The organism is Nonomuraea sp. CX421 (assembly GCF_059358955.1).
Genome location: NZ_JCADBK010000045.1, coordinates 1 through 11,746, shown reverse-complemented (window position 1 = coordinate 11,746; position 11,746 = coordinate 1). Strand labels below are relative to the sequence as shown.

General features: G+C 70.3%; 11 protein-coding genes. 8 read left to right on the top strand and 3 right to left on the bottom strand.

Annotated elements, in window-relative coordinates:
* Positions 1 to 569: 569 nt before the first annotated feature.
* From AC5L3X_RS38840 to AC5L3X_RS38830, 3 genes are all read left to right on the top strand, one after another.
* Entirely contained in the window at positions 570 to 962 is a 393-nt protein-coding gene (locus AC5L3X_RS38840; RefSeq protein WP_494863771.1) for a hypothetical protein, read from the top strand.
* A gap of 359 nt (positions 963 to 1,321) precedes the next feature.
* Positions 1,322 to 2,830, top strand: coding sequence for an FAD-dependent oxidoreductase (locus AC5L3X_RS38835; RefSeq protein ID WP_494863769.1), 1,509 nt, complete (start codon positions 1,322 to 1,324; stop codon positions 2,828 to 2,830).
* Positions 2,827 to 3,447, top strand: a complete 621-nt coding sequence (locus tag AC5L3X_RS38830) for a TetR/AcrR family transcriptional regulator (RefSeq protein ID WP_494863768.1) — start codon at positions 2,827 to 2,829, stop codon at positions 3,445 to 3,447. Before AC5L3X_RS38835 ends, AC5L3X_RS38830 begins: the two co-directional genes overlap by 4 nt.
* Positions 3,448 to 3,680: 233 nt before the next feature.
* Here the strand turns inward: AC5L3X_RS38830 and AC5L3X_RS38825 are convergent, their stop codons facing one another.
* Positions 3,681 to 4,826 (bottom strand): FAD-dependent oxidoreductase, encoded by a 1,146-nt coding sequence (locus AC5L3X_RS38825; protein ID WP_494863766.1) that lies wholly within the window; start codon positions 4,824 to 4,826, stop codon positions 3,681 to 3,683.
* Between the two features lie 21 nt (positions 4,827 to 4,847).
* The gene (locus AC5L3X_RS38820; protein ID WP_494863764.1) at positions 4,848 to 5,840 is read right to left on the bottom strand and encodes an NAD-dependent epimerase/dehydratase family protein; all 993 of its coding nucleotides are present in this window, start codon (positions 5,838 to 5,840) and stop codon (positions 4,848 to 4,850) included.
* A 390-nt stretch (positions 5,841 to 6,230) separates the two neighbouring features.
* Here AC5L3X_RS38820 and AC5L3X_RS38815 point away from each other — a divergent pair, with 390 nt between their 5' ends.
* From AC5L3X_RS38815 to AC5L3X_RS38805, 3 genes are all read left to right on the top strand, one after another.
* Positions 6,231 to 6,689: a GbsR/MarR family transcriptional regulator gene (locus AC5L3X_RS38815; RefSeq protein ID WP_494863763.1), complete on the top strand. Its 459-nt coding sequence runs from the start codon at positions 6,231 to 6,233 to the stop codon at positions 6,687 to 6,689.
* Positions 6,690 to 7,028: 339 nt separating this feature from the next.
* A complete protein-coding gene (locus tag AC5L3X_RS38810; protein WP_494863761.1) occupies positions 7,029 to 7,889 on the top strand; it encodes an ABC transporter ATP-binding protein in 861 nt (286 codons plus the stop codon).
* Positions 7,886 to 9,478: an ABC transporter permease gene (locus tag AC5L3X_RS38805; RefSeq protein WP_494863759.1), complete on the top strand. Its 1,593-nt coding sequence runs from the start codon at positions 7,886 to 7,888 to the stop codon at positions 9,476 to 9,478. Before AC5L3X_RS38810 ends, AC5L3X_RS38805 begins: the two co-directional genes overlap by 4 nt.
* A 24-nt stretch (positions 9,479 to 9,502) precedes the next feature.
* Here the strand turns inward: AC5L3X_RS38805 and AC5L3X_RS38800 are convergent, their stop codons facing one another.
* A complete protein-coding gene (locus AC5L3X_RS38800) occupies positions 9,503 to 9,757 on the bottom strand; it encodes a hypothetical protein (protein ID WP_494863757.1) in 255 nt (84 codons plus the stop codon).
* Between the two features lie 303 nt (positions 9,758 to 10,060).
* Between AC5L3X_RS38800 and AC5L3X_RS38795 the strand changes: the two genes are divergently transcribed.
* The gene (locus tag AC5L3X_RS38795; protein ID WP_494863755.1) at positions 10,061 to 10,900 is read left to right on the top strand and encodes a pentapeptide repeat-containing protein; all 840 of its coding nucleotides are present in this window, start codon (positions 10,061 to 10,063) and stop codon (positions 10,898 to 10,900) included.
* 194 nt (positions 10,901 to 11,094) lie between these two features.
* On the top strand, positions 11,095 to 11,532 hold the full coding sequence (locus AC5L3X_RS38790; RefSeq protein WP_494863753.1) for a hypothetical protein: 438 nt from the start codon (positions 11,095 to 11,097) through the stop codon (positions 11,530 to 11,532).
* Positions 11,533 to 11,746: the final 214 nt, after the last annotated feature.

Here is an 11,746-nt window from a genome sequence, read left to right as displayed (position 1 = left end):
CGTCTCTTGTCACATGGATCTCACCCGCACCACAGCATGGGCTAGATCACCCGCACACCATCTCCCTGGACGTGAACCTACGTAGTACTCCTCCCGGGTGGGCAGGTCCTTGCCACGCCGGTGCCGCCAGGCTCGATGCACGTCCGCGAGCTTTACCAGCTCGTAGGCGCCATCGAGCCGGGTAATGCGCTGTTCCATCTCGGCACGGGTGCCTCCTCCAGCACCAGCGGCAGGGCCCCTTCGGCGGGGAACTGCTCGAACCGCTGCAGGGTGCGAGCTCTCCCGGTCGGGCCGGTGAGGGCGAACGGGCACGTTATCGCGAACGTGCGACAACGGTGCTGGCCAGTGAACGGAGAGCTGATGGTGCTCGGGTCGGGCAAGACGGGTCTCGGCTCTGTATCGCGATGGGCCTCTGGCAGGCTGATCGAGTGACAGGAGCTGATCGAGTGACAGGAAGTGCATCGGATCCTGGTGACCGGTTCCGAGACCGACGCGAACGGAAGTACGGGTACGACTTCATCGACGAGGTGCTGGTGCGCTGTCCTCGGTGCGACGGGTGCGCTGTCGTCGTGGCGCATCCAGGGACGCTTGAGCACGGTGAGGCGGCTTTCAGCGGGGTCCTGAACTTCCGTCGGCGCTTGCGCTGTAGGGAGTGTGGCTACTTCAAGGACGAGACGGTCGGCTCCGCTGTCGTCGGCGGTCCTGTCGATCCTTTCTTTCAGCGGCCGGTGTGGTTGCAGGCGCGTTGCTGCGGACGTGTGCTGTGGGCCTATAACGTCCGTCATCTCGACCTCTTGGACGCTTACGTGGCCGCGAAGCTGCGCGAACGTGGAGATCTTGTGGCTTGGGCTCCGGCAAGTCTGGTAGAGCGCCTGCCCACATGGCTCAAGACCGCCGAGAACCGTGCCGAGGTCTTGCGGACGGTCGGGCGCTTGCGCTCGACGCTGCCCGCTGACGGATAGCGGGCTCACGAGTCGTCCTCCCCGTCTGGCTGGCTTCTGAGGACACGAAGGACTTTCCCTCACGGCCGGGAGTTTGCCGCTGAGCTCGTTCAGGGTGGGGCCGGCCGGGGGCGGGGTGTTGACGGGGCGCTCGGCGGTCTTGCCGGACTTCTTGTCGGCGAACACCCGCTGGCATCCCGGCCGCCTTCAGTGCATCCAGTGGGCGCTCGAGATTCTGACCGGCGGTGGAGACCCGGGCATAGCCGATGCGGATCTCGCTGCACAGCGGCGAGCGGAGCAGTGTCTGGACAGAACGGACCATTATCGGCATCATTTATTTTACGGTACCGTCTCGTAAATTAATCGGTGAGGTGGCGGCGGTGGACACGGATGTTCTGGTGGTCGGTGCGGGACCGGTCGGCCTGGCGCTGGCCTGCGGGCTGCTTCAGCACGGCGTCTCGGTACGCGTGATCGACAAGGCCGCAGCTCCGGCCGCCACGTCGCGGGCGAACTTCGTGCACGCGCGCGGCTCGGAGGTGCTCGATCGGCTGGACGCCCTGAGCGGCCTGCCGCAGGAGTCGGTGCGGGCCATGACGATCACCACCTACGCCGGGGACCGTCCGATGATGCGCATCCGGTTCGGTGACCCCGGGCTCGGCACCGCCGCACCTCCGATGGTGATCTCCCAGGCACGGGTGGAGGCGCGGCTGCGCGAGCGCCTGGCCGAGCTGGGCGTTCGCCCGGAATGGGGCTTGGCGCTGGTCGAGGCCCGCCAGGACACGACCGGCGTCACCGCGACGCTCGGCGACGGCTGCACCGTGCGGGCCCGGTGGATGGTCGGCTGTGACGGGACTGGCAGCACCGTGCGCACGCAGGCCGGCATCGGCTTCCCGGGAGTGAAGGTCAGTGAGCGGTTCCTGCTCCTCGACGGACGCCTTGAGGGCGAGCCCGCCCTGGACCGGTCGGGGACCAGCGGCTGGGCGCACGCCGAGGGGGTGCTGGGCGCGATGCCGATGCCGGGAGATCAGTGGCGGCTGCTCGCCTACGACGCCGCCTTCACCGTCGACAAGCCGAGCGAGGAGCAGATCGCCGAGCGCATGCGACGCATCCTGCCTGAGCGCACCGGCCTGCCCGGCCTGCGGCTGGGCGAGGTGACCTGGGCGTCACTGTTTCGCGTGCACCGCCGCCTGGCCGAGGCCTACCGGGCCGGGCGCATCCTGCTGGCCGGGGACGCGGCGCACGTGCACGCCCCGTTCGGCGGGCAGGGCATGCTGACCGGGCTCGGCGATGCTGAGAACCTGGCGTGGAAGCTCGCTCTGGTCATCCAGGGCCGCGCCGAAGTGGCGCTGCTGGACACCTACCAGGCCGAGCGTCGCCCGCTGGCCACCGCGGTGCTGCGGGGCAGCACCGCCGCCACCAAGGTCAACATCGCCGCCGGCCCGCTCGGCCGCTTCCTTCGTGATCAGGTGCTGATGCGCATCTTCAGCCAGGCTTGGATCCAGCGGTGGACCACCTACACGACCTCGCAGCTGTGGGTGAGCTACCGCCGCGGCCCGCTCGGCAAGACGCTCACAGGACGGGGCATCGGCAGGCGGGGCGGCAAGCTCCGCCCCGGCGACCGTGTGCCCGACCTGGACTGCGAACGCGGCGACGGCAGCCGCACCCGGCTGCACACCGAGCTACGCGGTGCGTGGGCGGTCCTCGGTCACGGCACCGGCACGGACGCCGCCTTCCAGGTCGCCCGGCGGCGGCTCGGCGAGCGCGTCGTCCAGCTTCGCGCCTCCGGCTCAGGGAACGGCCCGGCCCTGCTCGTGCGCCCGGACGGCCACCTGGCCTGCCAAGGCGGCCCGGCCGAGGTCACCCGCTGGCTGGACGGAGCCCTGGGATGACCGCCGCCGAAGGACGGGGGCGGGGACGTCCGCGTGATCCCGAGACCGACACCGCGATCCTGACTGCCGCGCTGGAGCTGTTCGTGGAGCGCGGCGTCGAGGGCACCAGCATCGAGCAGGTCGCCAAACGCGCCGGCGTGGGCAAGCTGACCCTGTATCGCCGCTGGAGCAGCAAGGAGGACCTGCTCGCCCAGGCCATCGAGCAGTGGGTCCGCGCCGAGGTCACGCCGTCGGCCGCCGACGTCTACGCCCTGACCCCGCGCGACATCGTCGAGCGCGTGCTGCCCGCGGCGGCCGAGATGGCCGCCAGCCCCGGCTTTCGCGCACTGGTCGCCCGCATCATGGGCTCGGCCGTCAGCCACCCGCAGCTGATGGCCGTCTATTGGCGGCACTACATCCTGCCCCGCCGCGAGCTGGCCGCCGCGATGCTGCGGCGCGCCCAGCAGGACGGCACCGTGGCCGCCGACGCCGACCTGGACGTGCTGATCGACATGATGGCCGGCGCGGTCACCTACCGTGTGCTGCAGCCGGACCCGCCGGACGCCACCGAAATGCTGCGCTACCTCACCGCCGTCTACCGCCAGGCCGGGCTGTATCCGCCTGCTTCAGGCGCTTGACCGCTCACCCAGAGTCGGCCGGCCGGTGCGGTACCGGCAGGGCGCTCGGCGCCCGCATCATGCCAGGCCGCCAGCCGATTCGATCGGCGGCCACGGCCGCCGCATACGCGGCGAAGTGGCGCAGGCAGGATGCTGAGCGCGATCTGCGTCGCCGGTCTTGGGTTGATGAACCCGGTCATGTACGCCACCAGCGCGCCCCGGCCGCGATCCGGTCCGCATCAGGAGCGGTCAAGTCAGCCCTTGATGAAGCGGCGGGTCATATACCGGCGCACGGGTGGCAGGGTGGCCAGGCGCAGCGGTAGCTGGCTCAGCCACAGCAGCAGGGAGTTGGCGGGGGCGTAGACGCCTTTGACGCGGCGGCCCAGCTTTTGTTTGCGTTCGGCTTCGGGCCGGATGGCGGCCTCCCAGGCGGCCAGTGCGGCGGGGATGTCGCCCGGGCGGTCGGCCAGTTCGGTGCCGAGCCGGTCGGCGCCGCCGACGGCCAGCGCGGAGCCGTACCCGGCGAACAGGGTGACGCACCAGGCCGCATCTCCCAGCAGCACCACCCGGCCGCTGCTCCAATGCGGGGCGACGACCTGGCTGATGGTGTCGAAGTAGACCGACTCGGTCCGCGGCAGAGCGGCGAGGGCTTCGGGGATGCCCCAGCCCAGATCGCCGTAGACGCGTCCCAACTGGGCGGTCACGTCCTCGCCGGGGCGGGCGTGGGCGGCGCGGTAGCCGAAGAAGGCGACGTTGCGGCCGTCGCCGACGCTGATGAAGGCCGCGGTACGGCCGTTGGACGACAGGGTGCCGGTCGCGCCGGGCGCGATGGTGTCGGGCCGCCGATCCAGCATGAAGACGGCTACCTTGTGCCCCAGGTCGAGCAGGAAGTCCTCTTCCGGGCCGAACGCCAGGGCGCGGGTGGCCGAGTGCAGGCCGTCGGCGCCGATCAGCAGGTCGGCCTCCTCGACGGTGCCGTCGGTCAAGCTCACGCGGACGGCCTGATCGTCCTGGTCGACGTGCGTGAGGGTGGTACCGAAGCGGATCTCGGTGCGGCCCCCGACCTTGCTGTACAGGACGGCTTCCAGATCACCACGCAGAATGGTGACCGAGCGCGGCCCGGTGGTAGCGGCGATGGTGGCGCGGTCGAGGGCGAAGCGGCGTTCGCCGTTCGGCTTGTGGTAGACGAGCTCGGTGGTATCGAACGCCTTGGCGCGCAGGTCGGCCAGGATGCCCATCCGTTCGGCGGCGTCGTAACCGATGCCGCCGAAGGTGACCGCGTAGCCGCCGCCGCGCCGCTGTGGGGCGCGTTCGACGATGATGGTGTCCCAGCCGATCTGGTGCAGGCGCAGGGCGGTGGCCAGGCCGGCGATGCCGGCTCCGATGATGATGGCGCGCATGGCAGGTGCTGCCCTTCTTCGTCAGTGGGAGAGCTGGTCGAGCAGCCGCTGTTCGGCGGCGGCGTCCAGCCAGGTGTCAGGGGAAGGGACGTCCGCGCGGGGCGTGGGGTCACCTTCGGCCTGGAGCCAGGTCCAGGTGTCGGCGAGGGTCTCGCGCAGCGGACGCGTGGTGAGGCCTTGGGCCAGGGCGGCGCTGACGTCGGCGTCGTGCATGCCGCTCGGGACGCTGCCGTCGGGCAGCCGGAGCCCGAACTCCATGCCGAGCGGCAGGCCGCACCGCACGAGCAGTTCTGGCGGTGTCCAACCAGTGCGCTGTCGAAGCCGGTGACCTCCAGGGCCGTGGTGAGCAGGTCGCCGAGGGTGGTCGCGCCGGGTGGGCCGGTGACGGTGAAGGCGCCGGCAAGGCCGCGTTCGGCCGAGGAGAGCATCCAGGTGGCCAGGTCGCGGACGTCGAGGTACTGCAGGGGCGTGTCGGCGGGGGTGGGGGGCCAGGACCGGGCCGCCCTTCTCCAGGCGGCGCAGCCACCACGGGATGCGGCCGACGTCCTCATACGGGCCGAGGATCATCCCGGCTCTGGCCAGCAGTGCTCGTCCGGCGAAGGATTCGGTGACGGCGAGTTCGCCGCCGCGCTTGGCGGCGGCTTCCTCGCTGGCAGGGTCGCCGTCGACCAGGGGCGCCTGCTCGTCGGCACCGGCGGGCCAGGGCCAGCGGTGCACGCCGCGGCTGGAGACGTACCCGTAGTGCCCTGCGCGGGCGGCCAGCAGGCGGGCGCTGTCTCGCACCACCCGGGGCGCCCAGGCCCAGGTGTCGATGACCGCGTCCCATTCCGCGTCGCCGAGTGCCTGCCGTACGGACTCGGGGTCGGTGCGGTCGGCGATCAGCGCCCGTACGCCGGGCGCCGGTTCACGGCTGAGGCCGCGGTTGAGGGTGCTCACCTCATCGCCGCGCTCCAGCGCGGCCTCGACGATGGCGCGGCCGACGTGGTGGGTGCCGCCGAGGACAAGGACGTTCACGATGCTCCAGGAGTGAGGGGCAGCCAGAGGGCTGAGGGGTTGCGGTGGTCGTGAAGATCTCGTGCTGCGAGGGGCGCAGACCTTGTCCAGCACCCCCGGGTACATGAAGCCCTCGGCGGGCGCGCAGCCAGGTCAGCGCGCCGTCGCCGTTCCGCCGGACGCGCACCCGGTGAGCGAGGGCCGGGCGCACGACGCACAACCGGCTGAGCAGGGTCATGGCCGGTCACCTTCCTGTCGAGGCTGATGAGAGATCACATCGCCGACCAGGCTTCCCGGCACACCATCGAACCCCTCTCGAGAGAGGCCGATACGAAGACCATACCGACTTTTCAGAAATTTCTGAAGAGTCGGTATGTTCGGTATCCTGTCTCTGCTCAAGGAGGCGAACACGTGAACGACCGGTATGAGCACTGGCAGGCGGCGGAACGGCTGGCCCTGACCCTGATCCAGGGCGGACTGCAGCGCATGGCCGCGCGCACCTTGGCGGTCTTCCTGTTCACCGGCCAGGAGAGCGTCACCGCCGGCGAGATCGCCGGCCAACTGGAGGCCAGCGCGGGCTCGGTCTCAGGCGCGATCAAGTCCCTGCTGACGGTCGGGCTGATCGAACGCCTGCCCTCACCCGGCAGCCGGCGCGAGCACTACCGGCTCCGCGACGATGCCTGGGCCACCCTGTTCACCAGTCAGAACACCGTCATCCAGGCCATGCTCCAGGCCGCGGACGCCGGGATCGCCGCCACCGACGAGGGCGACCTCGCCCATCAGCGCCTGACCGAGATGCACGCCTTCTACGACTTCCTGCTCGGCGAGATCCCCGCCCTGCTGCACCGCTGGCACCAGCAGACCGGCTGACCACCGTCCTGCCTAGCCCGCCACCATCAACTGCCCGCGAGACGAGTCATCGTCGGCTGAGGTGATGAGACGGCGATCCGGTCGTGATGCTGATCGCTCACACCTAACCGAGGCGGTCACCCGGCGGCAGGGATGCTGAGAGACGCCATGGGTCACACGTACGCCGCCACGGATACGGCGCGTGTCGCGGCAGGGGTGGCGTAGCCGGCATCTGGTCGAGACGAAGCGGCGCTGTTATGGTCGCTGGTGGAGCGCCGGGAAGTCTGGTCGGCAATGTCATAGCGGACCGGCTCGTGGAGGCGCCCCGTGGCGAACAGCCCTGCCATCCTCATCAGTGGCTTGACCAAGCGTTTCGGCACGGTCCGCGCCCTGGACGGGCTCGACCTGGTCGTAGAGGCCGGCGAGGCCCACGGATTCCTCGGACCCAACGGCTCGGGCAAGACCACCACCCTGCGCATCCTGCTCGGCCTGCTGCGGACCGACTCCGGGCACGCCGAACTGCTCGGCGGCCACCCCTGGCGCGACGCGGTCGAGCTGCACCGCCGGCTGGCGTACGTGCCCGGCGACGTCGTGCTGTGGCCCACCCTGTCCGGCGGCGAGGCCATCGACCTGCTCGGCCGGCTGCGCGGTGGCCTGGACCGGCGGCGCAAGACGACGCTGCTGGAACGCTTCGCCCTCGACCCTGCCAGGAAGGGCCGCGCCTACTCCAAGGGCAACCGCCAGAAGGTGGCCCTGATCGCCGCCCTGGCCTCGAACGTCGAACTGCTGCTGCTGGATGAGCCGACCTCCGGCCTGGACCCGCTGATGGAGGCCGCCTTCCGCGAGGTCATCGGCGAGGAACTCGCCCGCGGCCGGACGGTGCTGCTGTCCAGCCACAGCCTGTCGGAGGTCGAGGCGCTCTGCGACCAGGTCACCATCATCCGCGACGGACGCACGGTGGAGACCGGCACCCTGGCCGATCTGCGTCACCTCACCCGCACCACCATCGACGTCGAGCTCGACGACATCCCCGGCGGCCTGGCCGATCTGGCGGGCGTGCACGGCCTGACCGTCGCCGGCTCCCGGGCCCGCTTCCAGGTCGACGGCGAACACCTGCGGACGGTGCTGCGCCTGCTCACCGGCTCCGGCGTCCGCGCGCTGACCTGCCGACCGGCCACCCTGGAGGAGCTCTTCCTGCGCCACTACCGGATCACGTCATGACCGGCACGCTGATGCTGGTGCGGCTGGCGCTGCGCCGTGACCGCGTCCTGCTGCCCGTCTGGATCATCGTGATCGCCGGTGTGATCACGGTCAGCGCCTCGGCCATCGCCGAGCTGTATCCGCAGGCCGGTCAGCGCATCGCGCTGGGCGTCACCATCGGTGCGACTCCTGCGCTGCAGGCGCTGACCGGCCCGGTGTTCGACGCGGGCTCGGTCGGCGGGCTGACCGCCTGGCGGGCCACCACCATGGCCGCGGTGCTGGCCGCGTTGATGAGCATTCTCGTGGTGACCCGGCACACCCGCGCCGAGGAGGAGAGCGGCCGCGCCGAGCTGATCGGCGCCGGCGTGGTGGGCCGCCAGGCGATCCCGGCCGCGGCGGTGCTCGTGGCCGCGGCCGCGAACCTGCTTACCGCCGTGCTCATCACGGCGGGCCTGACCGGCCAAGGGCTGCCTGCGGCAGGCGCGCTGGCCTTCGGCGCGGCGGTGGGCGGCGTCGGCTGGGTGTTCACCGGCGTGGCCATCGTCGCCGCCCAGCTCACCACGCAGGCGCGCACCGCCAATGCCCTGGCCTGCGCGGTGCTCGGCATGGCCTTCCTGTTGCGGGCGCTCGGCGACGCCGCAAAGGTGGAAGCGCTCGCCTGGCTGTCGCCGCTGGGCTGGGCGCAGCGGGTGCGGGCGTTCGCCGGTGAGCGCTGGTGGGTTGTCGCGCTGCTCGCCGTCTCCGCCCTGGTGCTGGTGGTGGCGTCGGCGCTGCTGGCCAGGCGGCGCGACCTCGGCGCCGGGCTCCTGCCCGCCCGCCCCGGCCTGCCGGACGCGGCAGCGTATCTGGCCGGCCCGCTGGCGCTGGCGTGGCGGCTGCAGCGCGGCGGCCTGCTCGGCTGGGCGATCGGTTTTGCGGTGGCGGGCGTGCTGTTCGGCGCGCTGGCCCACAGTCTGGGCGACATCGCCGGCGACAACCCGCAGCTGGCTGCCCTCCTGGCGCAGATCGGCGGCGGCGCGGACGAACTGACCGACGCGTTCCTGACCGCCGAGCTGAGCCTGCTGGGCCTGCTCGCCGGCGCCTATGCGCTCCAGGCGACGCTGCGGTTGCGCGGCGAGGAGGCGGAGCTGCGGGCCGAACCGGTCCTGGCCACCGCCGTGTCCCGCCGGCGCTGGAGCCTCAGCCACCTGGGTGTCGCCCTGGGCGGCAGCGTGGTGATCCTCGCCGTGGGCGGACTGACGGCCGGGCTCGCGCATGGCCTGCGGATCGGCGAGCCGGCCGGTCAGGCCGCGCGCATGCTGGGCGCGGCGCTGGTCCAGGTGCCCGCCACCTGGACGCTGGCCGGGATCGCGATGCTGCTGTTCGGGCTGCTGCCCCGGCTGACCGCACTGGCGTGGGCGGCCCTGCTGGCCTTCGCCCTGCTGGCTCAGCTCGGCGAGCTGCTCCAACTGGACGAGCGGATCACGAACCTGTCCCCCTTCGCGCACGTCCCGCAAGCGCTGACCCAGCCCGTGGACGCCGGCCCGCTGCTGGGGCTCGTCCTGGTCACCGCCGCACTCCTGCTGGCCGGGATCGCCGCATTCCAGCGACGTGACCTGCAGGAGAGCTGACGGTTCCTGCATTGTCGGCGACCATCACCTGCTCGGCGCAACCGGCAGGTGCGGCGGCTGCCAGCGCCAGGGGGCGTTACCGTCGGCGGCGATGCCTTTACGCCACAGCGGGGCAGGTGTCAGCCGGATCACGGTCTCCAGGGCCCGGTGGAGTGGTGCGGCGCCCATCGGCGCGGGCGCGCCCCGCGCGGTGGCCTGGGTGCGCAGGCGGCGCTCGGCGTCATAACGGCGCAGCGCGCCCTCGATCGCGCCCTCGCCGGCGAGGGCGGCGGCGAGCACGAAAGCGTCCTCAATGGACTGCCCGGCCCCTGACCGCGATCCGGGCTCATCGCGTGCGCGGCGTCGGTGCCGGCCAGGAGGGCACGCACATAGGAAGGCAGCGGGTCGCATATGTGGATGTGGATCACCGCTCGTCCGGGGTGGCGGCGATCAGCGGCTCGAAGCGCTCTTTGCTGATTTCGGACAAGGCCCTCATCCTGATGATGCCTCCGCGGCCTGTCGGCAACGATGATCGAGAAGGTGGATTTGTCGGGGTCGAATGCGAGACTCCGCGCATGAATCTCCTACTTTCAGGCGGCCAACGTGAACACGTCTGAGCGGTTCACCTTCGAGCCGACCGATGAAGGGTGGCGAAGCACGAGGATCGCTCGCGGAGAGCTCAGTGACCAGCGGTTCCAGCTGCCCACCGGTGTGACCGATGTGATCTTCGACCGCGCACGGCTGGTGAGCGTGGACTTCACCGAGACGCGGTTCCCCTGCTTCATCGCCTATGGCAGCGAGTTCGACGGATGCGACTTCTCCGGCGCCTGCTTTGAGCAGCTGTTGATGGGCAGCACGGGCATCGGCGGACAGGAGTGGGACGGCGCCACGTGGCCGCAGACCGTCTTCCGCAACTGCACCTTCCGCCGCACCCGCTTCGCGGAGCGAACCTTCTTCGGCAACGTGCGGTTTGAGCGGTGCGTGTTCGACCGATCTCGGCTGCGAGAGCAGACGGCCACCTTCGAGGCCGAGTTCGTCGACTGCGTCTTTCTCGGCCGCGTACGGAACATGAACTTCTGGGGCCGCCCGGCCGATCGCGACCAGGCCGTACTCGGCAGAGGCCACAATGACTTCACCGGCAACGACTTCACCGCCGCTGATCCGACCACGATGGGCAGCTGCGCCACACGGTCCTCCCTGTTTCTTCCAGGGGTCGTTCTTGAGACGGCTGGACTGAAGTTGACGGGATCCCATCTGATCATTGTGATCGGATGGGATCTTGTCGTTTCTGGGTTTATGAATCAGGTTCGTCCTGATTTGAGAGCCGCGGAGCAGGTGTCCGGGAAGGCCCAGGTGGCGTCAGGGCACTGGTGGAGGTCGGAGTTCGCGTCGCCGGGCATGGCGATGCCGCTCTGGGCCCGGTGTTGCGACAAGGTGATCTGAGGTGCGGATTATCGGACGGGTGGTGTCCTGCTCCGATCCAGGGCGGTCTGCGGTCGACCTGCTCTGCCGGATTTCGAGGACGTCGGCCGAGGTGTCAGGCTCGTGCCAGTTCCGGGTTCACGCCCGAGCCGCCTTGCACCGGATCTCCACATTAACTACACATCAGGCATATATCGGCCTGCTTTGATGGCGCCGTGATCCATCGAAGAAGGCGCTCGGCGGAAGCCGGCGACATTCGCTGGGCCTTCGGCTGCGGATTCCCCGTGATCATCGCCCTGGGGTTCGCGACCGTCGGAACCTTCCTCGAGCTTCACCTGGTAGCTCGTGCGCACGTCTACTGCGCTGGCGACCTGAGCGCGGGAGAGAACTTCGCCGGCTCCATCTGGATGGTGAGCCGCCTCGTTCTCTTCCCGGTCGTCTCGGTGATGTCGGCGCTCATCTCGCTGGCCTTCCAGCTACTCGCCCGACTGCCACTCCTGGCCGGCCGCATGTGGCTGGAACTCCTCCTGCTGGCGCTCACTATCGCCGTCTCGGCCGCCGGGCCGGTAGCCCTGACCCTGTACGACCTGGCCACCCAAGGCACGCCAGGCAACTGTGTCCTGCCCTGGTGGCCCTCCTGGCTGCCCTCCTAGAACGACGAACCTCCTCCTCCCTCGAGGGAAACGATCACAAGCGATCTTCCCAGCCTCGACTCCGTTCCAGCGGCCGCGGGCCACCACATGGGGGACGACTTCGCTCCAGCACCAAGCGCCGTGACGGAAACCGTGGACTGACAGTGATGATGTAGATGAGCGCTTCCCGCCAGGGTCTGACCCTTGGACTGACTGACCTTCGGGTCCTCAACGG

What these genes read in the sequence shown, in the direction of transcription:
- AC5L3X_RS38805 (WP_494863759.1), top strand. Translation starts at nt 7,886, where the DNA reads ATGACCGGCACGCTGATGCTGGTGCGGCTGGCGCTGCGCCGTGACCGC.
- AC5L3X_RS38830 (WP_494863768.1), top strand. Translation starts at nt 2,827, where the DNA reads ATGACCGCCGCCGAAGGACGGGGGCGGGGACGTCCGCGTGATCCCGAG.
- AC5L3X_RS38825 (WP_494863766.1), bottom strand. Translation starts at nt 4,826, where the DNA reads ATGCGCGCCATCATCATCGGAGCCGGCATCGCCGGCCTGGCCACCGCC.